17 protein-coding genes are annotated in these 24,376 nt (G+C 72.5%); 7 read left to right on the top strand and 10 right to left on the bottom strand.

What is annotated here, in order from left to right; translation table 11 throughout:
• Positions 1–3 precede the first annotated feature (3 nt).
• Positions 4–534: a MarR family winged helix-turn-helix transcriptional regulator gene (locus tag A6A27_RS19030; RefSeq protein ID WP_073835972.1), complete on the bottom strand. Its 531-nt coding sequence runs from the start codon at positions 532–534 to the stop codon at positions 4–6.
• A gap of 95 nt (positions 535–629) precedes the next feature.
• Here A6A27_RS19030 and A6A27_RS19025 point away from each other — a divergent pair, with 95 nt between their 5' ends.
• Positions 630–1,760: a PP2C family protein-serine/threonine phosphatase gene (locus tag A6A27_RS19025; RefSeq protein WP_073835971.1), complete on the top strand. Its 1,131-nt coding sequence runs from the start codon at positions 630–632 to the stop codon at positions 1,758–1,760.
• 38 nt (positions 1,761–1,798) lie between these two features.
• Here A6A27_RS19025 and A6A27_RS19020 read toward each other — a convergent pair whose 3' ends face one another.
• The 7 genes from A6A27_RS19020 to A6A27_RS18990 form a co-directional block, all read right to left on the bottom strand.
• Positions 1,799–3,280: a sugar transferase gene (locus A6A27_RS19020; RefSeq protein ID WP_073835970.1), complete on the bottom strand. Its 1,482-nt coding sequence runs from the start codon at positions 3,278–3,280 to the stop codon at positions 1,799–1,801.
• 206 nt (positions 3,281–3,486) lie between these two features.
• Positions 3,487–5,232 (bottom strand): VWA domain-containing protein, encoded by a 1,746-nt coding sequence (locus A6A27_RS19015; protein WP_073836017.1) that lies wholly within the window; start codon positions 5,230–5,232, stop codon positions 3,487–3,489.
• Between the two features lie 178 nt (positions 5,233–5,410).
• A complete protein-coding gene (locus A6A27_RS19010) occupies positions 5,411–6,445 on the bottom strand; it encodes a lactonase family protein (RefSeq protein WP_198940361.1) in 1,035 nt (344 codons plus the stop codon).
• Positions 6,446–6,573: 128 nt separating this feature from the next.
• Entirely contained in the window at positions 6,574–7,176 is a 603-nt protein-coding gene (locus tag A6A27_RS19005; protein WP_073835968.1) for a GTP-binding protein, read from the bottom strand.
• Positions 7,157–7,546 carry a DUF742 domain-containing protein gene (locus A6A27_RS19000; RefSeq protein ID WP_073835967.1) on the bottom strand — a complete coding sequence of 130 codons (390 nt, stop codon included), beginning with the start codon at positions 7,544–7,546 and terminating at the stop codon, positions 7,157–7,159. Before A6A27_RS19000 ends, A6A27_RS19005 begins: the two co-directional genes overlap by 20 nt.
• Entirely contained in the window at positions 7,536–7,955 is a 420-nt protein-coding gene (locus A6A27_RS18995; protein ID WP_073835966.1) for a roadblock/LC7 domain-containing protein, read from the bottom strand. The genes A6A27_RS19000 and A6A27_RS18995 overlap by 11 nt, the downstream gene beginning before the upstream one ends.
• On the bottom strand, positions 7,955–10,375 hold the full coding sequence (locus tag A6A27_RS18990; protein WP_073835965.1) for a sensor histidine kinase: 2,421 nt from the start codon (positions 10,373–10,375) through the stop codon (positions 7,955–7,957). The genes A6A27_RS18995 and A6A27_RS18990 overlap by 1 nt, the downstream gene beginning before the upstream one ends.
• A gap of 409 nt (positions 10,376–10,784) precedes the next feature.
• Between A6A27_RS18990 and A6A27_RS18985 the strand changes: the two genes are divergently transcribed.
• The 3 genes from A6A27_RS18985 to A6A27_RS18975 all read left to right on the top strand — a co-directional run bounded on the left by A6A27_RS18985 (position 10,785) and on the right by A6A27_RS18975 (position 12,814).
• Positions 10,785–11,378 (top strand): hypothetical protein, encoded by a 594-nt coding sequence (locus A6A27_RS18985; RefSeq protein WP_073835964.1) that lies wholly within the window; start codon positions 10,785–10,787, stop codon positions 11,376–11,378.
• Between the two features lie 13 nt (positions 11,379–11,391).
• Positions 11,392–12,342: a hypothetical protein gene (locus A6A27_RS18980; protein WP_073835963.1), complete on the top strand. Its 951-nt coding sequence runs from the start codon at positions 11,392–11,394 to the stop codon at positions 12,340–12,342.
• 67 nt (positions 12,343–12,409) lie between these two features.
• Complete coding sequence (locus A6A27_RS18975) at positions 12,410–12,814, top strand: hypothetical protein (RefSeq protein ID WP_073835962.1); 405 nt, start codon at positions 12,410–12,412, stop codon at positions 12,812–12,814.
• A gap of 113 nt (positions 12,815–12,927) precedes the next feature.
• Here the strand turns inward: A6A27_RS18975 and A6A27_RS18970 are convergent, their stop codons facing one another.
• Complete coding sequence (locus A6A27_RS18970) at positions 12,928–14,673, bottom strand: glycoside hydrolase family 6 protein (protein WP_073835961.1); 1,746 nt, start codon at positions 14,671–14,673, stop codon at positions 12,928–12,930.
• Positions 14,674–15,275: 602 nt separating this feature from the next.
• On the opposite strand from A6A27_RS18970, the gene A6A27_RS18965 reads away from it, so the two are divergent.
• A complete protein-coding gene (locus tag A6A27_RS18965) occupies positions 15,276–16,229 on the top strand; it encodes a hypothetical protein (protein WP_143194069.1) in 954 nt (317 codons plus the stop codon).
• Positions 16,216–16,980, top strand: coding sequence for a class F sortase (locus A6A27_RS18960; protein WP_073835959.1), 765 nt, complete (start codon positions 16,216–16,218; stop codon positions 16,978–16,980). The genes A6A27_RS18965 and A6A27_RS18960 overlap by 14 nt, the downstream gene beginning before the upstream one ends.
• 70 nt (positions 16,981–17,050) lie before the next feature.
• Here A6A27_RS18960 and A6A27_RS18955 read toward each other — a convergent pair whose 3' ends face one another.
• Complete coding sequence (locus A6A27_RS18955) at positions 17,051–22,117, bottom strand: NAD-glutamate dehydrogenase (RefSeq protein ID WP_073835958.1); 5,067 nt, start codon at positions 22,115–22,117, stop codon at positions 17,051–17,053.
• A 279-nt stretch (positions 22,118–22,396) separates the two neighbouring features.
• Here A6A27_RS18955 and A6A27_RS18950 point away from each other — a divergent pair, with 279 nt between their 5' ends.
• Positions 22,397–24,364, top strand: a complete 1,968-nt coding sequence (locus tag A6A27_RS18950; RefSeq protein WP_073835957.1) for a penicillin-binding transpeptidase domain-containing protein — start codon at positions 22,397–22,399, stop codon at positions 24,362–24,364.
• The last annotated feature ends 12 nt before the right edge of the window (positions 24,365–24,376 follow it).

Genomic DNA, 24,376 nt, shown 5'->3' with positions numbered 1-24,376 from the left:
CCTTCAGGCGGTACGCGCCACCGGCGGTTCGCCGGTCGACGGCTCCCCCGGCTCGGCCAGCGGGTCCCCGGTCCGCTCGCCGGAGGGCTGCAGCACCGGCCACCCCTCCGGGGGACCGGCCACACCGCGCCGGGCGACCGTGTCGAACTCCTGCATCCCGCGCAACAGCGCCGCGCGGCCCTCAGCGCTCATCCCGGCGAGGATCTGGTCCAACCGGTGCCGCCGGTCGGCCCGCAGCTCCGCGAGAAGCCGGGTCGCCGCCGGGGTGAGGTGCAGGGAGATCTCCCGTCGGTCGAACCGGCCCGGCTCCCGCTCCAGCATCCCGGCCGCCACCAGCCGGTCGCAGAGCCGGCTCGCCGAGGAGAGCAGCATGTCGGTCAGCGTGGCGAGGCGGCGAAGGTTGATCCCGTCGTACTGCTCGACGACCATGACCGCACGCAACTGGGCACCGGAGAGTCGGCTCGTGGTGCGCTCCCGGGCCGCCTCCCAGACAGCCAGCAGGGTGCCCGCCGCCTCGTCCAGGGCGGCGGCCATACTCGCTTCAGGTCCGTAAGGACCGCGTTCTTCGGCCATGGTGCGCCCGAGACTACCCGCCGTACCAGGCGGCCGACCTGTGCAAAGGAGCAAAGATGAGCGGACCGGAGGATCGGGTGCGCCGGGCTCTCGGTGAGGCCCCGGCCGACCTGCTGATCGACCGGCTCGCCACCGAGCTCGCGCGGGCCTACGGGATCACCCGCACCGAGCTCTACCAGGTCGACTACCGGCTCGCGGTGCTGCTGGCGCTCGGCGACGGCGAGCCGATCACCAGCCCGGGCCATCCGGCCTGGCGCTGCTTCGACCACCAGGAGCCGGTGGTGTCGGAAGGCACCGGCTGGTTCCCGGTCGGCATGCGCGGCGAGCGGCGCGGCGTGCTCCGGCTGTCGCCGCTGCCGGCCGGCCCGGCCGCCCTCCGGGAGCTGGACGCGATGGCCACTGCGCTCGGGCACGAGCTGGCCGCCGTGACCGCCAGCACCGACGTCTACGTCACCGCCCGGCGGGACCGCCGGCTGACCCTGGCCGCCGAGATGCAGTGGGAACTGCTGCCCGGTCGCAGCCGGATCCGGCCGTCGTTCCGCCTGGCCGGACAGCTGGAGCCGGCGTACGCGGTGCGCGGTGACAGCTTCGACTGGTCGGACGACGGTCGACGGCTCTGGCTCTCGGTGATCAACGGCTCGGGTGAGGGGGCCGCCGCGTCCATGCTCACCTCGCTGGCCATCCACGCGCTGCGCAACGCCCGCCGCGCCGAGCTGGCCCTGGCCGACCAGGCCGCCCTGGCCGACCAGGCGATCTACGCGCTGCACCGGGGCGAGCAGTACCTCTCCGCGCTCCTGCTGGAGCTGGACCTGGCGTCGGGAACGATGACCGTGGTCGACGCCGGGTCGCCGCGCCTGCTGTTGCTGCGCGAGGGCGAGGTCAGCGAGCAGGTCCTGGAGAAGCAGTTCCCGCTCGGCATGTTCGAGGCCACGGACTACCAGGCGCAGCAGTTCCCGCTCCGGCGCGGGGACCGGCTCTTCGTGGTCAGCGACGGGGTGGTCGACGCCACCGCCCGGCAGATCCGCTACGGCGAGACCGCGCTGGACCGCTTCCTTCGACGTACCGGGCCGATGGAGCCGCTGGACGCGGTCCGGTCGCTGATCGGCGATCTGCGGGCCTTCGTCGCCGGCGACCTGATCGACGACGCGGTGGCGGTCTGTCTCGACTGGCTCGGCCCGCAGCCCTGACCGGGCTCCCGTTTCGGCGGGCTGCACCGGGGGCGGGGTCAGTAGGCGCCACGACGGTGGATCACCGCGCCGAAGGTCTTCCAGAGGATGGTCAGGTCGGCGGCGAGCGACCAGTTCTCCACGTAGTAGAGATCGAGCCGGATGCCGTCCTCCCAGCTCAGGTCGGACCGGCCACTGACCTGCCAGAGGCCGGTCATGCCGGGCTTGACCAGCAGGCGGCGGGCCAGGTCACCGTCATACCGGGCCACCTCGGAGGGGAGTGGCGGGCGGGGCCCGACCAGGCTCATCTGACCAAGTAGCACGTTCGCCAGCTGGGGCAGCTCATCCAGGGACCACTTGCGCAGCAGCCGGCCGGTCCGGGTCACCCGCGGGTCGTCGCGCATCTTGAACATCAGGCCGTCGGTCTCGTTGCGCGCGGCCAACTCGGCCAGCAGATCGTCGGCGTTGACGACCATGGTGCGGAACTTGAAGACGTCGAACTCCTCGCCGCCCTGGCCGACCCGGACCTGGCGGAACAGCACCGGCCCCCGGCTGTCCAGCTTGATGGCGAGCGCGATCACCACCAGCACCGGCAGCAGCAGGAGTAACGCCAGCAGCGACAGCGAGCGGTCGACCAGCCCCTTGACCAGCTTACGGGCGCCCCGGAACTCGGGCGCCTCGACGTGGATCAGCGGCAGGCCGGCGACCGGACGGGTGTGGATGCGCGGGCCGGCGACGTCGGTCAGCGCGGGCGCGACGACCAGGTCGACCCCGGTCCCCTCGAGCTGCCAGCCGAGCCGGCGCAGCCGGGTGGCGGTGAGCGAGCCGGAGGCGGTGACGGCCACGGTGTCCGCGCCGATGGCGGTGGCCGCCTCGGGGATGTCCCGGAACGAGCCGACCACCGGCACGTCGCCCAGCCGCTGCGGCACCGGGGCGAGCAGCGCGTCCGGGATGGAGGCGCCGACCACCTGGTAGCCGGCGTACGGCTCGCGGCGCAGGGTGTGCACGAGCTCCAGCACGTGCGCGGTGTCGCCCACCACGAGGACCTTGCGGGACCAGCCGGCGCCCCGGTCACGGGCCCGGTGCAACCGCTTGCGCGCGGCGTACCTGGCCACCTCCAGGCCGATCGCGCCGACCGCGAAGGAGATGGCCAGGAAGCCCCGGGACACGCCGACGTCGGCGATGTACCCGGCGATCGCGATGCCGCCGGCCAACCGCAGGCTCGCCGAGCTGACCCGCCGGTACTCGTCGGCCCCGTAGCCGAGCACCCGGTCGTCGTAGCAGCGCATCGCCTTGAGCGAGATCAGCCAGACCAGCAGCAGGGCGGGCGCCACCACCACGTACGGGATCTTGGAGCCGCTCGGCGGCTCGTCCCCGAAGCGGGCCAGGTATGCGATCAGGATGGCCGCCGCCAGCACGGTGGTGTCCAGCACCACCAGGACCCCGATGTAGGCCCGTTCCGCGGCCCGCGTCGGGCCGGGACGGTCGCCGCCCGGTCGCGACGATGTCCTGACCGGGGTCAGCAGCGTCGCCGAGATCACCGGCCCTCCCCAGTTCGTTCAGGACCATCCCGTACCGCGTGGCCCTGTGGCGGGCCGGCGGCTCGGAGCACCAGGACATCCTGCCTCGACAATTACGGGCACCGATTGCTTCGGACGGATTACCGTCAGTTGCCTTGCGGTCGAGGAGCGCCGGGGAAGCGGATCGCCGTACCGGATTCCGGTACGGCGGCCCGCTGAGTGGCGGATCAGCGCGGCGCGGGCGGGCGCAGTGCGATCGCCTGCAGGAAGATCTCGCCGATCTTCGTCGGGTCGGCGGTGACGAAGGCACCGCCACCGGTCACGTCGGTGATCGACTTGAGCTCGGCCTTGCTGACGTCGCTCCCGATGCCGATGATGATCACCTGCACCGGCTGCTCCGCGTCGCGCAGCTTGCGAAGCTGGGCCAGCAGCGCCTTCTGGGAGATGCCGTCGTCGTCCTCGTTCTTGCCGTCGGTGAACAGCACGATCGAGTTGACCTTCCCGGGCTCCCAGTCCTGCTGGACGGTCTTGTAGGCCGCCAGCAGGGTGTCGTAGAGGCCGGTGTCGCCGTTCGACGGCTTGACCGTGGCCAGGCCGCGCTGGATCGCGCCCCGATTGCTCGACAGCGGCCTGATCGGGACCACCTCCCGGTAGTCCTGCGACCCGTTCAGTTTGGTGGAGAAGGTCCACAGCCCGATCGACCAGGAGTCGTCGAAGAGGTTCAGGCCCTGGGTCGCCGCGGCGACGGTGACCTGCTCCCGGGTGGCGCCACCGGCGGTCTCCACCTTCTGCTTCATCGAGCCCGAAACGTCGATGACGCAGAGCATGCGGCCGGACAGCGTGACCGCCGACCAGGTGCTGGTGGCCTTCTGGATGGCGGTCGGGTCGAGCCCGCCCGCGGCGCCCTGACCGGCCGGCGCCGTACTCCCGCCCGCCGGGCTCGGGGCACCGGGCAGCGCCTTGAAGCCCTCGCTCCAGTTGCCGTCGGGCGCGCGCAGCGACTGGGCGGCCAGTCGACTCTTGAAGCCGCGGGTGGTCAGCACCTCGAAGAGCACCTTCGCGGCGGACGCCTTCGCCGGCTCGATACCGGGCAGCACCGCGAACGGATAGTCCAGGGGGGCCGGCGGCGGGTCCAGGTAGAGAGCGGCCAGCGGGATCGGCGGCTTGGTGGCGTTGTACGCCATCACGTCCTCTTCGGACAGCGCGGCCGCGCCGAGGCCGTTGGCGACCGCCGTCGGTTCGGACGAGCGCGGAAAGCGCGCGAGGAGATCCTGCCGCAGTCGGGAACTGTTGGTGGCCACCGCCCGCAACGCCCCGATCGTCGCCTCCCGCGCCTGCGGGGAGCCGGCGGCGCCGGTGGAGTTGGCGGCAGCGGTCAGCGCGAGCAGGCCGGACAGACCAGCCGCGTCCTGGGTCGGCTCGACGATGCCGGCGTGCAGCGGTTTGCTGCTGTTGACCTGCGCCAACAGGTCGGCCCAGGTGAACTTCTTGTCCGGCCAGCCGAGCCGGGTGGCCACCGGTTCGGGCATCGCGACCACCACCGGACTGCGGGCGATCGAGGCGCCGTTCGCCGGGGCGAAGGCGGTGGCCCCGCCGGCCTTGAGCCGCAGCAGCCAGGTGGACGAGTCCGGCACCCAGACGTCCGGCGTCACCGCGGTGCCGCTCGCCTGCCCCACACCGGCCAAGGTGGCGCCGTGCTTGCTGGCCACCGTGGCGGCCACCTCGACCGACTCGGCCGGGGTCACGTTCACCGCGATGCAGGTGTCGCCGACTGCCGCGCCGTCCTTGACCCACTGGTCGGCCGCTCCCTGGACGGCGGGCGCGATCTCCGGGGTGGCCGCGACGGAGAGCTGGATCTGCCCCGAGCAGGACGGCCCCGCCAGCTGCTGGTAGCCGAACCAGGTCCCGGCTACGACGGCGACGAGGGCGGTGGCCGCAGCAGCGGCGCCTACCCCACGTAGGTTCGAACGCATGCGATGGCGGCCAGACACGGTGACCATCTTGCGTATCTCGTGGGGTTAGTGCCACAACCGTTCGGACGAAAGTTACGCAGCAGAAACAGTTGATCAGCAAAACTTCAACATTGAGTGACTGATCAGTCATCAGAGGTGACGCCGGTCCATGGTGGACGATGCTCGCGGCAACGCTCCGTCACGGCCGGACGCAGGTCGGGCTGGCCACCGGCACCGGCTCCCCGACCGGCTCCGGCACCCCGGTGACCGGGTCCACCCGGAAGACCCTGATCATGTCGGCCCGCTCGTCGGCCACGTACAGGTGCTCGCCCGCCCGGGCGAAGTGCCGCGGCCACTCGCCGCCGGTGTCGACCTCGGCCACCAGCTCCGGCGCCTCACCGGCTAGCGCGAAGACGGCCACCGTGCCGACTCCCCGGTTGGCCACGTAGAGGAACCGGCCGTCCGGTCCAACGGCGACCTCGGAGGGCTGCACGTGCCCGACCCGCCCGCTCGCGTCGACCCGGACCCGCTGGTGCAGCCCATCGGCCGTCAGGTCGTACGCGGTGACCGTCCCGTCCAACTCGCCGACCAGCCAGCAGCGCCGCCCGTCCGGGTGCCGGGCCAGGTGCCGGGGGCCGCTGCCGGCCGGCGTGCGCAGCCGCGGGGCGCGCGGCACCAGCCGACCGGAGGCGACGTCGAGGTCGTACCGGTAGACCGAGTCGGTGCCCAGGTCGACGGCGAGCAGCGGCCCACCGCCCGGATCGGGCGAGACCATGTGGCAGTGCGCCGCCTCCTGCCGCTGCGGGTCGGCGCCGTGCCCCTCGTGCCGAACCAGATCGGAGCGCTCCCCCGGTACGCCGTTCGGGTCGAGCGGGAACACCGCCACACTGCCGCCGCCGTAGTTGGCCACGAAGAGGTGCCGGCCGTCCGGGGCGACCGCCACGTGGCAGGGCTCGGCCCCGCCGGTCGGGCGGACGCCGAGCAGGGCGAGATCGCCGTCCGGGGCGACCCGGAACGCGCTGACCTGCCCCTCGGACAGCTCGTTGACCGCGTACAGCACGGGCCGGGTCGGGTGCCGGACGAGGAACGACGGCGACGAGGTCACCGCCACCGTGCCGAGCGGGGTCAGCTCCCCGGACACCGGATCCCGCCGGGCCGCGACGATGCCCTCGGCCCGCCCGCCCATCTCCGCCGCGTAGCCACCGACGTGGACGATCGCGTGCTGCGCGGTCACCGGTCCCACCTTCCGCCGATTCCTCCGTCGATCCAACCAGAGGCCCTCCCGGTCGGCCGGGCCGTTGGCCGTCTTCCCGGAACCAGTTTCGACGGTCGGCCGCACGCCCGCGACCCGTCGCGGCCCGGTCAGCCCACCGGCACCGGCTCTCCCCGCTGCCGGGCGACGTGCTCAACCAGCGAGATCAGCACCAGCTTCCCGGACTGCCGATCCCGGACGTCGCAGAGCACCAGCGGCACGTCCGGGTCCAGGTCCAGCGCGTCGCGTACCGCCTCCAGGCTGAACCGCCGGGCCCCGTCGAAGCAGTTCACCCCCACCACGAACGGGATACCGCGCTGCTCGAAGTAGTCGATCGAGGGGAAGCAGTCGGCCAGCCGGCGGGTGTCGGCGAGCACCACCGCGCCGAGGGCGCCGAAGGCCAACTCGTCCCAGAGGAACCAGAAGCGGTCCTGGCCCGGGGTGCCGAAGAGATAGACCTGGAGGTCGTCGGTGATGGTGATCCGGCCGAAGTCCATGGCCACCGTGGTGGTGGACTTTTCCTCCACCCCGGAGACGTCGTCGGTGCCCACACCAGCGCCGGTCAGGACCTCCTCGGTCTGCAGCGGCCGGACCTCGCTCAGCGCGCTTACCAGCGTGGTCTTGCCGGCGCCGAAGCCGCCGGCGATGAGGATCTTCAGGGCCAGCGGGATCCGCAGCGCGGCCGTCCCCGGTTCAGAGCGCACGAAGTCCACTGACCACCGCCTTGAGGATGTTGTCGTCGGGCAGGTGGGCGGCGGTCGGCGGCTGGTGCACCGCGACGAGCCCACGGTCGAGGAGATCGCCGAGCAGCACCCGGACCACGCCGACGGCGAGGTCCAGGTCGGCGGCGAGGTCGGCCACGGCCACCGGTCGCCGGGCCAGCTCGACCAGGCGCCGGTGCTCCGGCTGGAGGCCCGGCAGGCCGGCCGGGTCGGCCGCCGGCGGGGCCAGCACGAAGGCCACCAGGTCGAAGCCGGCTACCGGCGGCCGCACCCGGCCGCCGGTCAGGGTGTACGGACGGACGACCGGACCCGCGGCGTCGTCCAGCCACTCGTGCTGCGGCCCCGGTGACTCAGTCCGCATCGACGGCACCCGCCGTACGGGCCGGGACGCTCAGGTTCTCGCCGACCCGGATGACCAGCATCGCCATCTCGTACGCCACCAGGCCGATGTCGGCGTCGGCGTCGCTCACCACCGCCAGGCAGCCGCCCGGCCCGGCCGCGGTGACGAACAGGTACGCGGACTCCATCTCCACCACGGTCTGCCGGACCGCGCCGCCGGCCAGGTGCCGGGTGGTCCCCTTGGCCAGGCTGGAGAAGCCGGAGGCGATGGCGGCGAGGTGCTCCGCGTCGGTACGGCTCAGCTCGGCCGAGGCGCCGAGCAGGAGCCCGTCCGCCGACAGCACCACCGCCTGGCGGGCGGCCGGCACCCGCTCCACCAGGTCGTCGAGCAGCCAGTCGAGATCGGCGTTCTGCCGCGTCGTGTACACCACTAGGCGTCCCTCTCAGTCGCGGTCGGAGGTTCCGGAGCCGGCGCCGGCTCCGGAGGGGAGGGCTCGGCGGCCCGGTCCCGAGCCGCGTCGGTGGACGGGCCACCCCGGAACCGGGCAGCGGAGTCGACGGGTTGGCCGGCCGGACGGGCGACACCCCGGGCGGCCGGGGCGGCCGTACCGGTGGGGCCGGCGGCGGCGCGTGCCACCCCGTCCCGGCGGCCCCGGGCGGTGCCCGCCTGGAGGGCGGACATGGCGCGCCGGGCCTCCTCCGGCGGGCGGTACGCCGGGGTGTCCGCGGCGGCCGGCCGGGGTCCCGTCGCCGGCCCGCGCCGGCGGACCCGGCGGGGCAGGCCGTCGCCGTCCGCGGGTGCCTCGACCGAGGAGGTACGGCCGACGGAGAGCGGCACCACGGCCGAGTCGGGGCGTTCCCGGCCGGGCCGGGCGGTACGCGGCCGGGGCAGCGTGGACAGCCGGGTCACCTTGGCCATCCGCCGGTCACCGGCGCCCGCTGCCCCGGCATCCGGGCCGGGGCCCACCGGCGGCTCGCCGGTGACCAGATCGGCCGGGACCAGCACCAGCGCCGTGCTGCCGGACGGGGTGGCCGGCCGCAGCTCGACCCGGACGCCGTGCCGGGCGGCCAGCCGGGCGACCACGAAGTGACCCAGCCGGGCGCTGTCGGCCGGATCGAACTCCGGGGAGCGGGACAGCTTGCGGTTGGCGTCCGCCAGGGCCTGCGGCGACATGCCGAGCCCGTGGTCGGTGATCTCGATGGCGTACCCGCCCGGCACCGTCCGCCCGCTGATGTCGACCCGGGTGTCCGGCGGAGAGAAGGCGAGGGCATTCTCGATCAACTCGGCGAGCAGGTGGATGACGTCGCCGACGGCCCGGCCGAGCACCCCCGCCGGCTGCACCTCGCCGATGTCGACCCGGTCGTACTGCTCCACCTCGGAGATGGCGCCGCGCACCAGGTCGACCGCGGCGACCGGGTTCCGCCAGCCCCGGCCCGGAGCCGCGCCGGCGAGGATGACCAGGTCCTCGGCGTGCCGCCGGAGCCGGGCGGCGAGGTGGTCGACCTGGAACAGCCCGGCCAGTTCGTCCGGGTCCTCGGTCTGCCGCTCCAGCCGGTCCAGCAGCGCCAACTGCCGGTGCACCAGCCCCTGGCTGCGTCGGGCGATGTTGAGGAACACCTCGTTGAGCCCCCGGCGCAGGGTGACCTCGTCGACGGCGGCCTGCACGGCGGTCCGGCGTACCTCGTTGAAGGCCCGCCCCACCTGGCCGATCTCGTCGCCGCCGTGGTCCAGCTCGGGCGCCTCCCGGGCGACGTCGACCTGCTCGCCGCGGCGCAGCCGGGCGACCACGTCCGGCAGCCGGTGCTCGGCCATCTCCAGTGCAGCGGTGCGCACCCCGGTCAGCCGTCCGGCCAGCGACCGGCCGACCCGCAGCGCCACCAGCACGCAGATCACCACGGCGAGCAGGCCGAGCACCCCGGCGGCGGCGAGCCGGCTCAGGATGCCCACCGCCATCGGCACGGACCGTTCGGCCAGCCCGTCGGCGCCGCGCAGCTCAAAGTCGCGCAGGCCCTGCCAGACCGCGGTCTGGCTGGACTCCCAGGCGCGTACGTCGAGCTGGGCCGGCAGGTCGCGGGCGCGGATCAGGGTGTCCTGGAGGCCGTGCAGCCGGACGAACGCGTCCCCCTCGGTGAGCCGCTGGTACGCCGTGCGCTCCCCCGGCGGCAGGTCGGCCACCGCCGTCTCGGCCAGGAAGCGCTGGTTGTCGATGGTGCGGACGAGCTGTTCGTGCTCGCCTTCGGCGTACCCGCCAGCGGTGACCGCGCCGGCGAGCAGCGCGTCCGCCTGGCCGAGCAACTCCCGGGACCGGCCCAGCGCGGTGAGCGCCAGCGCCTCCCGGTTGAGTTGGTTGTCGGGGAAGGCGGCCATCGCGGAGAACGCCTGGAAGGCAGAGCTGATCATTCCACTGTAGAGGCCGATCGCCCCGGCCCGGTCCACCTTCCGGTCGTCGATGAAGCCCCGGCCGGCGGGCAGCGCATCGAGCGCGGAGACCAGCTGATCCAGCCGGGCGTCGAGCAGCTCGTCGGCGGCGTCGCGCAGCTCCTTCCCGTCGACCCTGCGACGCAGCTCGGCGATCGCCCGGTCGGTGCGGTTCCGCTGCTCGGTCAGTGCCGGCAGGGTGCTGTCGCCAGCGAGCTGGACGACCGAGAGCCGCCGTTCCTGTTGCAGTTCGGCGACCACGGCCTCACCCGGCCGGCCCAGGTCGTAGAGGAAGGTACGCGCCGCGAGCAGGTCGAGGGCGGGTCCGAAGGTCAGCGTGGTGGCGAAGATCCAGAGCGCCAGCAGCGCAGTCACCGGACCGACGACCAGCGCGGTCAGCTTGGCGCGGATCGGCCAGTCACGGGTGTTCATCAAACCTCGCCCGGAAGGTGTCGCAGGGGTGGCGCCGGCACCGGCCGGAACGTCTCCGACCGTGACGCCGAGCCCCAGCCCGGGCGCCTTGGGCAGGATACGTAATCCCGGGCCGATGCACTACCGGCCGTCTCGCTCGTCGCTACCGTCCGGGATGTTCCGTTGTGGACACCAACGGAGCGGATGCCCGCCGGAAGGGACCGGCGGGGGGCACTGGTCGCAGCGGCGCTCCGCACCCACGCCACCTCGCAGCACCTTCTGGAATGACTCAAGTTTCAGCGGTACGTACGAACGTGTCGGTCGCACCCGGGTTCCGCGAGGTTTCGGTCGGGAAATCCCAGGAAAAGTGCCCTGGACCGGGATTGGCGATCAGTGCGCGGAGGGAATACCAGCGGGCGAAGGAGGAGCCATGTCGCCCACGCAGGTAGTCGTCATAGTCATCGTGCTGGTGGTGCTCGCGGCGCTGGCCGCGGTCGCCGTACGCGCCGGCCGCCGGCGCGCCCTCAGGCAGCGGTTCGGCCCGGAGTACGACCGGGTCGTCGCCGAGCAGGACAGCCGGGGCGCCGCCGAGCGGGAGCTGCGGGAGCGGGAGCGCCGGCACGCCGAGCTGCAGCTCACCCCGCTCGCCCCCGAGTCCCGGGCCCGGTACGCCGCCGCCTGGGAGGAACTCCAGGTCCGCTTCGTCGACTCCCCGGGCGAGACCGTCGGCGACGCCGACGAACTGGTCACCCGGCTCATCGCCGACCGTGGGTACCCGACCGGGGACTTCGACGACCAGATCGCCCATCTCTCCGTCAAGCACGCCCGCACCCTGGCCCACTACCGGGACGCCCACGAGATCCGGCTGCGCCACGAGCGCGGCGAGGCGAGCACCGAGGAACTCCGGCAGGCGCTCGTGCACTACCGGGCCCTCTTCGCCGATCTGCTCGGCGCGGACCCGGTCGCGCACCAGCCGCCGGAGCAGCGCCAACCCGACCACGAGCACGACGTCCCGAGCCGCTGAGGAGGCCGCCGCGATGCGCCAGGAAGAGCAGCAGGTCACGCACGAGCACCCGGAGACCGTCCGGTCCACGCCGGTGCCGGTCCCGCCGGCCGGCGCGCCCGCCGAGGGCGACGGGCCCCGGCACGACCGGGCCGCCCGGGTCGACGTACCCGAGGACGCGCTGGACGACCGGGGCACCTTCGACGACCCGGGGGTGGCCGGCGAGCGTGCCGACGACCGGCGGGACGCGGAGCCGGACCAGACCCGGGCGTACGACGCACGGGACGCCGAGGCCGCCGACGTCGACGAACGGCCGGAGTACCACGATCCGGCGCCGCTGCCCTCGGTGTTCGGCGCGACCTCGGTGGGCGACGCGGTGGCCGCCTCGGCGATGGCCAGCGGGCGGCCCGAGGACGAGCGGGATCCGCGCGGCGAGGACACCGCCCAGCCGGGCGACGGGGCGCCGGGGCGGACCGACGCGTTCGACGACGAGCGGGCCGACCCGACGGCCGGCGACCGGCTGCACAGCCCCGAGCGTGCGGCGGCCGGGCGCTCCGCCGGGCCGCGGGACGACGCGCCGGCGGCCGGTGCGACCGGCTACGGCAGCGCCGAGCCGGCCATGGTCGACCCGGACACCAGCACCGCCGCGGCCGGCGCCGCAGCCGACACGGCCCTGGCCGGGGCGGCCCGGCCGACCCCCGGCGCGGTGCCGTCGGACGCCGCCACGCTCTTCGCCCCAGACGTCGCGCAGGGTTTCCGGGACCGCTGGCGGGACGTCCAGCTCCGCTTCGTGGACGACCCGCAGGCCGCGGTCGGCGCGGCGCAGTCGCTGGTCGAGGAGGCGATCGAGGCGCTGTCGGCCGCGTTGCGCGACCAGAAGGCCCGGCTCGGCGGCTGGCAGGCGTCCGGCTCGACCGACACCGAGCAGCTCCGGGTGGCCGTCCGCGACTACCGGGACTTCCTGGACCGGGTCCTCGGGCGCTGAGGCGGCATGGCCCGGCCCCCGCGGGGTACGCCAGGGGGATCACGGAACGGGACAGGAGGGCAGCAGCATGACGGATCGTGACCGCGGCGAGCGGCCGCTGGAGGAGACCCCCGAGGTGGCCGCGGCGGTGGACGACGACAGCACGGTGCCGCAGCTGCGCAGCGGCGGCGGTGCCGACCGGGACAACCCGACCTTCACCGAGCCCGACGGCGCCGTGCCCGACACCGGGTCACCGGACATCCTCGGCGACCCGTACGCGGCCGGCACCGGGCCGACCGGCACCGGGACCGGGGCCACCGGCACCGGCACCGAGGGGGCCGGGCGCAACATCCGGACGGGCGCTGAGCAGCCGTGGGACCCGGAGGACCTGGTGCTGGCCCGGGGCCAGGACCTCACCCGGGAGAACATCGAGCGGGCCCGCCGTGACCTGGCCGAGCTGGGCCGGGCGGCGATCGAGAAGACGGTTCCCTGAGGGCCGCACGCCGAGCGGGCCCGAGGGCCCCTGGTCGACCGAGTGCCGACCAGGGGCCCGGGGAACCCGCGGCGGCGCCTCACTCCGCTGCGGCGGGTGGGCCGGCCGCCGGTTCAGGAGAGCGGCGGGTAGGCGTTGCGCATGAGCTCCTGGAACTGGGCGGAGAACCAGTGGCCCGAGACCGGGGCGTTGGGCAGCGCGCCGCTCGGGTTGTTGCCGTTGCGGGCGTTGCCGGTGTACGTCGGGTCGCACATCCGGTCGAAGCCCTTGCCCTCGTCGTTCGGGATGGCGCTGCTGGAACCGTCCGACTCGCCCGGGGGCTTGATCCAGGCGTAGGCGTCGATGCCCGCCTCGGGCGCCGCCTTCGGCCGCTCGCCGAGGCCCGCGCCGGCCTGGTTGCACCAGTTACCGGCGTGGATCCGGCGGTCGATGCGGCCACCGTTGACATAGGTGTCGACGTTCGTCGTCGCGCCCGGCCCGGTGGGCCGCGCCGAGCCGCCCCAGCCGTTACGGGAAGTGTCGATCAGCATGCCGATGCCACTGTCGAAGCCCACCGAGACCAGCTTCTGCCGGAACGCCTGGGCGAACGACAGCTCATCGACGTACTGGTTCCAGTCGATCCACTTGGACTGGCGGACGGACGTGCCGTTCACCGAGTCAGTGATCTTGACGTACGGCTCGCGCAGGGCCGAGTAGTTCGCCGTGTTGACGATGAAGCCGTGCACGTTGCGTACCGTGCTGCCGGAGGCGACGGCCGCGCTCTTCAGCATGTCCGCGGTCGGGCCGGAGTTGCTGTCCCAGCCGATCCAGCCGTGGTGCGCGGCGTCGATGTAGTTGTAGACGTTGCCGATCGCGCCCAGCTTGGCCAGGGCGTAGCCGACGCCGTTCACGTACGCGCCGTTGGCCTTGACGGTGTCGCACATCGCGGTGCCGCCCGCCTGCCCGGAGGTGTTGGTCACCAGGTTGGGCAGCGAGTCGATCTCGATGATGTTGATGATCCGCAGGTTGGCGTACTTCGGGTCGGCCTGGATCGCCGCGATCGGGTCGATGTACTCGGCCTTGTAGCGGGGCAGGTCGTTCGGACCGAGCTCACCGTTGGAGGCCAGCGCGGCGCAGTCCCGGCCAGGAAGGTTGTAGATCACGAACTGGATGTAGCCGGCGCCCTGCCGCAGTGCCTCGTCGAGGTGGGCGCGGATGCCCCGGGCCCCCGGGGTGCCGTTGATGGCGGCGATCCGGTCCATCCACACGCCCGTCGGGTTGCTCGAGACCCGGCTGCCGCCCGGCTCGGCGTCCGCCTTGGCCTTCCAGTCCGGGTTCACGTAGCCCTTGGCCCCGACGTACGGGTTGTCCGCCTTCTGCCCCGGCGGCGGGCTGGACGGCGGCGGGCTCGAGGGCGGCGGGCTCGACGGCGGCGGGGTGGTGGGCGGCGTGCCGCCGGTGCAGACCGTGCCGTTCAGGGTGAACTGGGTGGGCTTCGGGTTGGCGCCGCTCCAGGCGCCGTTGAACCCGATGGTGGTACTGGCGCCGGTGGCCAGCGAGCCGTTGTACGATTCGTTCTGCGCGGTGACGTTCTGACCGCTTTGCGACCACCGCGCCGACCAGCCGTTGACGACCGACTGCGAACTGGTCGGGAAGGTGAAACCAAGCGTCCAGGCGCTGAGCGGGTCACCGAGGTTCTTGATCGTCACGGTGGCGGTGAAGCCACCCGGCCAGTCGTTGGTGGTGTAGTCCACGCTGCACTGGGTCGCGGCCTGCGCCGCGGTGACCGGGAGGGTCACCAGCCCGCCGGCGACCAGGACGCCCGCACCGGTCAGTGCGAGTGTCCGGCTCCGGCCGGACAGCCTTCTCCACAGATTCATGCCACTGATCTCCTTGGGCGAGGCCGGATCCGCGTGCGGTCCGGCGAATGGCCCTCGGGACGTCCGGCTGGGACGGCCGTCGGCGCCACGGGTGTCTTCGGGGATGCCCGACCCGGACGGGCGGTGGTGGTGATCGACCGGCCGGCACGGCCGGCCGAGGAGTCGGACGCCGCACGGTCGGCCCGGTGCCCTCGGCGTCTGGACTCGCGGTGTGGCTCCCCAACCGCGTGCAGCGATTCTTGCATGGGAGCGCTTCCATGGCAATGCCTCGATATGGGTTGCCGGTTGGCAAAGGGGAGAACAGCCCAGGCGGTATCGGCACGGCCGGTTGCCGGCAGACGGGCCCGAGCCGGTGGAACACGGCAGGGCAGCGCCGCAGCGGGGCGTGCGGCACAGGTACGTCCAGGTGGGCTGCGGCACTGCGGAACCCTCCGAAGAGCCTCGGCAATGCCACATAAGGCTCCTAGCACCCCTATCTCCCTAAGGGCCAACAAACTCTTAAACACGAATCTTTCCTCGGATAGCTCGCGAAAAGGTCTAACGTCGGGCGTAGCTCGACCGCCGTCGGGCTCAGGACAAACAGGGATGGAGTGACGCAGGTCATGGGAAAGAAGATGCTCGGGAAGGTCGTTGCGGGTGCCGCTCTCGGCGGCGCGTCCCTGCTGCTGTTCTCGCCCGGGATGGCGAACGCGGCCGGCCCCGGCACGTACGCGGACGTCGCCGCCAAGCCGCAGGTCAGCCTTCTTGCGACCTGCCCGGGGGGGCACGGGGACTGGGACCGCAAGGACTTCGACCGCAAGGACTTCGACCGCAAGGACGAGGACCGCAAGGACGAGGACCGCAAGGACCACGACCGCAAGGACCACGACTTCAAGGACGAGGACCGCAAGGACCACGACCGCAAGGACCACGACCGCAAGGACGAGGACCGCAAGGACCACGACCGCAAGGAAGAAAACAAGAAGGAAGAGCACGGCAAGGAAGAGAACAAGAAGGAAGAGAACAAGAAGGACGAGCAGGGCAAGGACTGGCAGGGCAACGACAGCTGGCAGCCCGGGGCCTACGGCCAGGGCGGCGGCATGGTCGACGACCAGTCGGACAAGGACCGCAAGGACGAGGACCGCAAGGACCAGGACCGCAAGGACCAGGACCGCAAGGACCACGAAGCCAAGGACGAGGACCGGAACGACCGGGACAACAAGGAGCACGACCGCAAGGACCGGGACATGAAGGACGAGGACCGCAAGGACCACGACCGCAAGGACCGGGACATGAAGGACGAGGACCGCAAGGACCACGACCGCAAGGACCGGGACATGAAGGACGAGGACCGCAAGGACCACGACTTCAAGGACGAGGACCGCAAGGACCACGACCGCAAGGACGAGGACCGGGACCACTGCTTCCCGAAGGGCCACGTGGACGGTGGTGACGGTGGCATGACCACCACCAGCGTGGACCGCGGCATGGCAGCCAGCGGGGTGGGCGTGATCGGCGCCGCCGCACTGGGCGGGATGGTCCTGCTGCGCCGGCGTCGGGCCAATGACCTCGTCTGACCGGACGGCGACTCGGGCCGGCGGCCGTCACGGGAGACCGTGGCGCGCCGCCGGCGTGGTCGTCGTCGTCCTGATCGCCATGCTGGGCGCCGGCCTGATCGGGGCCTCCGTCCGGGCCGTGCCGCCTCCCCGGCCACCCCAGCCGCTCGCCCAGGCCGGACCCGCCGACACGGCCCCGACCCCCACCTCGCCCGCCCTCCCGGGCCCCTCCGACGACAGCGGTACGGTGACCGCCGACCAGGCGTCCGCCGACGACACGGCGACGCCGAACCCGGATCTCGCCCCCGCCGCGCTACCCCGGTCGGCCCCGACGACCATCTCGATCCCCCGGATCGGGGTGAACGCCGAGATCATGCGCCTTGGTCTGAACGCGGACGGCACCGTCCAGGTGCCCCCGCTGGAGCAGGCCATGAAGGCGGGCTGGTATGCCCCCGGGGCCAGCCCCGGAGAGGTCGGCAACGCGGTCATCATCGGGCACGTCGACTCGGCCAAGCTCGGACCGGCGGTCTTCTTCAAACTCGGCTCGCTCAAGGCGGGCGACACCATCAGCGTCGCCCGGGAGGACGGCTCGACCGCCACGTTCACGGTCAACGAGGTGAAGTCGTACGCGAAGACCGCCTTCCCCACCGAACTGGTCTACGGCCCCAGCGCCAAGCCCAGCCTCCGGGTGGTCACCTGCGGCGGGCAGTTCGACCAGAGCTCCGGCAGCTACCTCAACAATGTCATCGCCTTCGCCACCATGACCCCGTGAGGCGGTGCAGACGGGCGCGGCCCGGTGGTCGGGTGACCGACCACCGGGCCGCGCCGGCGTCCGTGCGGGGTCAGGCCGCCGCCGAGGTCCGCACCAGGGTACGGATCTGCCGCAGCAGCACCGACAGCGCGGAGAGGTCGGCGCGGGACTCGTCGAACTCCCCCATCGCCCGGTGCGCCCGGTGGATCGAGGTGGCGTTCGCCTGCTCCCACTCCTGCACCCGGTCGGCTGGCGACACGCTGTCCGGGGTGGAGCCGAGGACCTCTGCGGTGAGCGCGGCCAGCGCGGCGTACAGGTCGTAGCGCAGCGCCATCCGGGCCAGCGTCTGCCAGCGGTCCTCCCGCGGCAGCAGGGAGATCTTCGACAGCAGGGCGTCCACCCGGAACCGGTCGGAGAGGACGAAGTAGACCGAGGCCACCTCGCCCACGTCCCGGCCGGTCGACTGGGCGGTCTCCACCACGTCCAGCAGGCCGAAGCTGTACATCAGCCGGGTCGCCTGCGCGGCCAGCTCCCGGGGCAGCCCCGTCTCGGTCAGCGAGTCGATGTGGGCGGCGATCGCCTCCCGCTCACTGCCGTAGAACAGGTTCTCCAGGTCGGGCAGGAGCCGGGCCACCCCGTCCCGCAGCCGAGCGATCTCCCCCGGCACGTCGATCGGCGAGCGCCGGTTGGTCACCAGCCAGCGCACCGCGCGGTCGAGCAGCCGGCGGGTGTCCAGGAAGACGCTGGTCTGCAACTCGGGCGAGACCTTGTTGTCCAGCGCCTCGATCGCGTTCCAGAGCTCGCGGAGCCCGAACACCTCGCGCACCACCACGTACGCCCGCAGCACGTCCGCAGCCGACGCGGCCGTCTCCTCGACCGTCCGGAAGACGAACGAGATGCCGCCCCGGTTGATCGCCTCGTTGACCAGCACGGTGGTGACGATGTCCCGGCGCAGCCGGTGCTGGCCCATCCGGCCGGCGAACCGCTCGCGCAGCGGAGTGGGGAAGTAGTTGACCAGGATGTCGGTCGTCCACTCCTCGTCGGCCAGTCCCTCGGCGACGATCTCCCGCTCCAGCACGATCTTGACGTACGCCAGCAGCACCGCGAACTCCGGCGCGGTCAGCCCGTTCTCGGTCCGGACCGCGAGTTCCTCGTCCGGCGGGAGTGCCTCCAGAGCCCGGTCCAGCGCCCCGGAGCGCTCCAGCTCGTTGATCATCCGGCGGTGCACCGGGAGCAGCGAGGCGGCCTGCGCCTGGGCGTTATTGATCGCCCGGGCCTGCTCGTAGTTGTCCCGCAGCACCAGCTCGGCGACCTCGTCGGTCATCTCCGCCAGCAGCTCGTCGCGCGCGGGCCGGTCCAGCTCGCCGTCGGCGACCGCCGTGTTGAGCAGGATCTTGATGTTCACCTCGTGGTCGGAGCAGTCCACTCCGGCCGCGTTGTCGATGAAGTCGGTGTAGATCCGCCCACCGTTCTGCGCGTACTCGATCCGGCCGAGCTGGGTCCAGCCCAGGTTGCCGCCCTCGCCGGCCACCCGGCAGCGCAAGGTCTTGCCGTCCACCCGGATCGCGTCGTTGGACTTGTCCCCGACCTCGGCGTTGGTCTGCGTCGACCCCTTCACGTAGGTGCCGATGCCGCCGTTCCAGAACAGGTCCACCGGCGCGGTCAGGATGGCCTTCATCAGCTCCTGCGGGCTGAGCTGCGTCGCGTCCTCGTCGAGGCCGAGCACCGCACGCACCTGCGGCGAGATCGGCACGGACTTGGCGGTACGCGCGTACACCCCGCCGCCTTCGGAGATCAGCTCCTGGTTGTAGTCCTCCCAGGACGACCGGGACAGCTCGAAGAGCCGCTTCCGCTCGGCGTACGAGGTGGCCGCGTCCGGGTCCGGGTCCAGGAAGATGTGCCGGTGGTCGAAGGCGGCCACCAGCCGGATGTGCTCGGAGAGCAGCATCCCGTTGCCGAACACGTCGCCAGACATGTCGCCGACGCCGACCACGGTGAAGTCCTGGGTCTGGGTGTCGTGCCCCAGCTCCCGGAAGTGCCGCTTCACCGACTCCCAGGCGCCCCGGGCGGTGATGCCCATCTTCTTGTGGTCGTAGCCCGCCGAACCGCCGGAGGCGAAGGCGTCACCCAGCCAGAAGTTGTGCGCGGCCGAGATCTCGTTGGCGATGTCGGAGAACGTCGCGGTGCCCTTGTCCGCCGCCACCACCAGGTACGGGTCGTCGCCGTCGTGCCGGACCACGTCCTCCGGCGGCACGATCTCCCCGCTGGCGATGTTGTCGGTGACGTCCAGCATCGCCCCGACGAACTCCTTGTAGCAGGCCACCGCCTCGTCCCGGTCGCCCGGCTTCTGCTTCAGCACGAAGCCGCCCTTGGCGCCCACCGGCACGATCACGGCGTTCTTCACCATCTGCGCCTTGACCAGACCGAGCACCTCGGTGCGGAAGTCCTCCCGCCGGTCGGACCAGCGCAGGCCGCCCCGGGCCACCGGCCCGTACCGCAGGTGCACCGCCTCGAACCGGGGCGAGTAGACGAAGATCTCGAACTTCGGCCGCGGCGCCGGCAGGTCCGGGATCGCCTGCGGGTCCAGTTTGAACGCGACGTACGACTTGGGCCGCCCACCGACCGGCCTCTGGTAGAAGCTGGTCCGCAGGGTGGCCTGGATCAACGTCAGGTACGACCGCAGGATGCGGTCCTGGTCGAGGCTGACCACGTCGTCCAGCGCCGCGCCGATCGCGCCGACCAGCTCGCCGCTGCGCTGCCGCCGCTCGTCCATGGTGGTGGCCCCCGGGGCGAACCGGGTCTCGAAGAGCTCCACCAGCAGCGACGCGATCGCCGGGTACGCGATGAACGTCTGCTCCATGTACTCCTGTGAGAAGACCGTGCCGGCCTGCCGCAGGTACTTCGCGTACGCCCGGAGCACCACCACCTGCCGCCAGGTGAGCCCGGCCCGGAGCACCAGCTCGTTGAAGCCGTCCACCTCGGCCTCGCCCCTCCAGGCGGCGGCGAAGGCGTTCTCCACGTGCGGGCGCACCTCGGCCAGATCCTGGTGCACCTCGGGCAGTCGCAGGCCGAAGTCGTACAGCCAGATCCGGCCGTCGACCCGTTCCACCTCGTACGGGTGCTCGTCGACCACCCGGACGCCGAGCGAGTGCAGCACCGGCAGCACGGCGGAGAGCATCATCGGCTCGCCGTACCGGTAGACCTTGAACCGGACGTCCATCGTCTCGTCGACGTCCACGCCCCGGCCGCCGCCGTTCACCCGCGCCGCGAGCTGCTTGCGGAACAGGTGCATCTCGAGCTGGCCGGACTCCTCCAGCAGCTCCAGCTTGGCCAGGTCCTTCATCGCCTCGTACGGCGTGTGCCCGTCCTTGTAGCCCTCCGGGAACGCGTCGGCGTACCTGCTGAACAGGTGCTTGGCCTGCTCGTCGCCGAGCTTGCGCTCGAGCACCAGCCGGTAGTCGTCGTCCCAGAGCCGGGTGGCGTCGGCCAGCTCCTCGGCGAGCAGGTCGGCGTCGATATCCCCGGGCGGGTTGTTCGGGTCGGTCCGGACGATGAAGTGCACCCGGGCCAGCATCGACTCGGTGACCCGGGTGGTGTAGTCGACTCCGACGCCGTTCAGCTCGCGCAGCAGGATGTCCTGCATGCGTAGCCGGTTCTGGGTGGTGAACCGGTCCCGGGGCAGGTAGATCAGGCAGGAGATGAACCGCCCGTACCCGTCCCGGCGCAGGAACACCCGCAGCTGCCGGCGGCCCGCCATGCGCAGTACGCCGATCACCGCGTGGTAGAGGTCGTCGGTCTTGATCTGGAACAGCTCGTCGCGCGGGTAGGTCTCCAGGATCTGGAGCAGGTCCTTGCCGGAGTGGCTGCGCAGGCTCAGCCCGGAGCGGTCCAGCACCTCGGCGACCTTGCGGCGGACCACCGGCAGCTCCTGAACGCTGGTCCGGTAGGCCGCGGTGGAGAACAGGCCCAGGAACCGGCGCTCGCCGACCACCTCGCCGGCCTCGTTGAAGATCTTGAAGCCGATGTAGTCGAGGTAGGCCGAGCGGTGCACGGTGGCCCGCGAGTTGGCCTTGGTGATGATCAGCAGCCGCTTCTCGAGCACCTTCTCGTGCGCCTCGGGGGTCATCGACGACAGCGCCCGGGCCTCCGGCGAGTCGGAGCGCAGGATGCCCAGCCCGGTGCCGAGGACGGCTTCGAGCGCCTGGCCGCCGTCCGCGCCGTCGGTGTCGACGAGCCGGTACTCGCGGTAGCCGAGGAAGGTGAAGTGGTCGTGCGCCAGCCAGCGCAGCAGCTCCACCGAGTCGGTGATGTCCTTCTCCGGCACCGGCGGCCGGCTGTCCGAGGTGCGCGCGGCGGCCAGCTCGTCGGCCAGGGCCAGGGCGCGCTGGCGCATCTTGGGCCAGTCCTCGACGGCCTCCCGAACGTCGGTGAGCACCCGCTGCAGCTCCTTGCGCAGCTTCTCCCGCTCGGCCGGGTCCCGGATCGGGTCGATCTCGATGTGCATCCAGCTCTCGACCAGGTCACCGGCGATCGCGTCGTCCGGCTCCACGTCGGCGGAGACCTCGGTGAGCCGGCCCAGCGGCTCGCGGCGGACCACGACCAGCGGGTGCACCAGCAGGTGCACGTCGATGTGGTGCGAGTTGAGCAGGGCGGTCACCGAGTCGACCAGGAAGGGCATGTCGTCGGTGACGATTTCGATGACGGTGTGGTGCTGGTCGGCGTCCGGCTCGTGGATGCGCAACTTCAGCTCGCCCGGTACGCGCTGCTGAGCCAGGTCCCGGTGCGCCCGGGCGGCGTCGAGCATCTCCTCCGCGGTGAAGCCGATCAGCTCCTCGTCCGGCGCGAACCGCCAGAAGCGGCTGACCAGGGTCGCCGCGTCGTGGTCGTCGCCGGCCAGCGCGACCGCCTGGGCCACCAGGCGCTCCGCGTTGGGTACCGGCTCGTCCAGTTCGGCGTCGTCCGACTCCTCGGCCAGCGCCTGCGTGGGCAGGCCCAGGTCGTAGAGCGTGTCGACGCTCGAACCGGTCATCCCGGTCGCTCCTGTGTCGAGACGGCCGAAACCGTCCCCGTCGGTCGCCGAATCGAAGCTGTCATCGTCCCGACTGGTATCAACCTGCCGGAGGTCGGGTCCCGGTTTGATCGCCGGACGCCGGTCCATCGGTGCCACTCCCCTCGACCCACCGCGTTGTGGGTCACTCTCCCGCCCAGCCTAGGCCCTACCGTTCTGCCCGTTCGTCGGCGGACCACTGGCCGGACGTCCGGATCGGGACTCTGTCCTTTCACCCGTTGCGGTTCCGTGGTCAACCCGGTCGCGGAGTACCCGGACTGGGGATGTTCATCACACTGCCCCACTGCGCTCTTTGCCTGCTCGCGGGGCGGTGGAGAAGGGCCCGCCGTACTAGCGTGCAGGGCAGTTTCCTACCGGAGGGACTGCTGCATGCCCACGTCGTACCCCGTTCGCCACCGCCTCTCCCCTCGCCGGCCGGTCCGTGCGGCGCTGGCCGCCGCCGTGCTCGTCGCGGGCGGGTTGGTCGGCTGCTCCGGCGCGGACGGGCCGGAGCAGAGTGTCGCCGCGTTCCTGAAGGGCTGGCGCTCCGGCGATCTGCAGGCGGTGGGCTTCATCGACCCCACCGGGGCGCGCGTCCCGGCCGCCGAGGTGGCCAAGGAGCTCAAGGCGCTCGCCGGCGACCTGGCCGGCACCCCGCCGGAGCTGACCGCCGCCGGCGAGCCGAAGATCACCGCCGACATCGCCACCGCGCGGGTCCAGGTCACCTGGACGCTGCCGGGTCAGACCCGCTGGAGCTACGAGACCCCGGTACGCCTCAGGCACGGCGCCGACGACCAGTGGCAGGTGATCTGGGAGCCCGCCGTGGTGCACGAGAAGCTGGAGCCGGGCGACCGGCTCGCGCTGCGCCGCGACCGCGCACCCCGGGCCGGGGTGCTGGACGCTGCGGGCAACCCGATCGTCGCGCCCCGCCCGGTGGTCCGGGTCGGCGTGCACCCCGCCGAGGTCAAGGACGTCCCGGCGCTGGTCCGCCAGCTGGACGCCGCGTTCAAGGCGATCCGGCCCCCGCTCACCCCGCCGGTCGACCTCGCCGACCTGCCGAAGCGCCTCGAGGAGGCCGACCCGGGGGCACTCGTCGAGGTGGTGACCCTGCGGGAGGAGGCGTACCGCCAGATCAAGCCCAGGATCTACGACCTGCCCGGCACGAGGTTCCCCACCGGCCAGCTCGACCTGGCGCCGACCCGGGAGTTCGCCCGGGCCCTGCTCGGCTCGGTCGACCCGGCGCAGGCCGACGACCTCAAGGCCCACCCCGACCGCTACGTCGCCGGTGACCTGGTCGGGCACGGCGGCCTCCAGGGCCGGTACGACGAGCGGCTGCGCGGCGTCCCCGGGCTGGCCGTGGTCACCGAGCGCCCCGGGTCCGAGGGCACCACCACCCCCACCGGCATCGAGGTCTTCCGCAGCGAGCCGAAGCCGGGCCAGCCGCTGAAGACGACCCTCGACGTGGCCACCCAGAACGCCGCCGACGCGGCGCTGCGCGGGCAGGCCCGGCGCTCCGCCCTGGTGGCCGTACGGATCAGCGACGGCGCCGTGCTGGCCGCCGCCAACGGACCCGGCCCGGCCGGCGAAAACCTCGCCTTCACCGCCCAGGTGCCGCCCGGTTCGACGTTCAAGATGGTCAGCGCGCTCACCCTGCTGGACAAGGGGGCGGTGACTCCGGACGTCCGGGTGGATTGCCCGAAGACCCTGGACGTGGACGGCCGCTCGTTCAAGAACTCCGACAACTTCGAGCTGGGGTCGGTCCCGTTCACCACCGACTTCGCGAAGTCCTGCAACACCGCCTTCGCTTTCCTGGCGCCGCAGCTCGGGCCGGACGGGCTCGCGGTCACCGGCCGCGTCCTCGGCCTGGAGGCGAAGTGGGACCTCGGCGTGGACGCCTTCACCGGCAAGGTCTCGGCGAACGGCGGCCCCACCGAGCAGGCCGCCGCGGCGATCGGCCAGGGCACCACGGTGGTCAGCCCGCTCGCCATGGCGGCCGCCACCGCCGCCGTCGCACGGGGCCACTGGGAGCAGCCGAAGCTGCTGCTCGATCCCGCCCCGCAGCAGCCCGCCCCGGCCGGCCCGGACCTGAAGCCGGAGTCGGTGGCGGCGCTGAAGACGATGATGCGCGCGGTGGTCACCAGCGGCACCGGCAGCGCCCTCGCCGGCGTCCCCGGCGGCCCGGTGTACGGCAAGACCGGCACCGCCGAGTACGACAACAACCCGGCGCACACGCACGCCTGGTTCGTCGGCTGGCAGGGCGACATCGCCTTCGCGGTCTTCGTGGAGCAAGGCGGGTCGAGCACGGCCAGCGCGGTCCCGATCGCCGCGCGCTTCCTCCGCGCCCTCCCCACCCGCTGACCCGCGTCCCGC

Origin of the sequence: Micromonospora sp. CB01531 (assembly GCF_001905095.1) — a bacterium.
Lineage (GTDB): Bacteria > Actinomycetota > Actinomycetes > Mycobacteriales > Micromonosporaceae > Micromonospora.
Note: the sequence above shows the minus strand (reverse complement) of the source record. Positions and strands in the feature narration are given on the sequence as shown.

What these genes read in the sequence shown, in the direction of transcription:
- A6A27_RS19030 (WP_073835972.1), bottom strand. Translation starts at nt 534, where the DNA reads ATGGCCGCCGCCCTGGACGAGGCGGCGGGCACCCTGCTGGCTGTCTGG.
- A6A27_RS19025 (WP_073835971.1), top strand. Translation starts at nt 630, where the DNA reads ATGAGCGGACCGGAGGATCGGGTGCGCCGGGCTCTCGGTGAGGCCCCG.
- A6A27_RS19015 (WP_073836017.1), bottom strand. Translation starts at nt 5,232, where the DNA reads ATGCGTTCGAACCTACGTGGGGTAGGCGCCGCTGCTGCGGCCACCGCC.
- A6A27_RS19000 (WP_073835967.1), bottom strand. Translation starts at nt 7,546, where the DNA reads ATGCGGACTGAGTCACCGGGGCCGCAGCACGAGTGGCTGGACGACGCC.
- A6A27_RS18990 (WP_073835965.1), bottom strand. Translation starts at nt 10,375, where the DNA reads ATGAACACCCGTGACTGGCCGATCCGCGCCAAGCTGACCGCGCTGGTC.
- A6A27_RS18985 (WP_073835964.1), top strand. Translation starts at nt 10,785, where the DNA reads ATGTCGCCCACGCAGGTAGTCGTCATAGTCATCGTGCTGGTGGTGCTC.
- A6A27_RS18980 (WP_073835963.1), top strand. Translation starts at nt 11,392, where the DNA reads ATGCGCCAGGAAGAGCAGCAGGTCACGCACGAGCACCCGGAGACCGTC.
- A6A27_RS18975 (WP_073835962.1), top strand. Translation starts at nt 12,410, where the DNA reads ATGACGGATCGTGACCGCGGCGAGCGGCCGCTGGAGGAGACCCCCGAG.
- A6A27_RS18970 (WP_073835961.1), bottom strand. Translation starts at nt 14,673, where the DNA reads ATGAATCTGTGGAGAAGGCTGTCCGGCCGGAGCCGGACACTCGCACTG.
- A6A27_RS18965 (WP_143194069.1), top strand. Translation starts at nt 15,276, where the DNA reads ATGGGAAAGAAGATGCTCGGGAAGGTCGTTGCGGGTGCCGCTCTCGGC.
- A6A27_RS18960 (WP_073835959.1), top strand. Translation starts at nt 16,216, where the DNA reads ATGACCTCGTCTGACCGGACGGCGACTCGGGCCGGCGGCCGTCACGGG.
- A6A27_RS18955 (WP_073835958.1), bottom strand. Translation starts at nt 22,117, where the DNA reads ATGGACCGGCGTCCGGCGATCAAACCGGGACCCGACCTCCGGCAGGTT.
- A6A27_RS18950 (WP_073835957.1), top strand. Translation starts at nt 22,397, where the DNA reads ATGCCCACGTCGTACCCCGTTCGCCACCGCCTCTCCCCTCGCCGGCCG.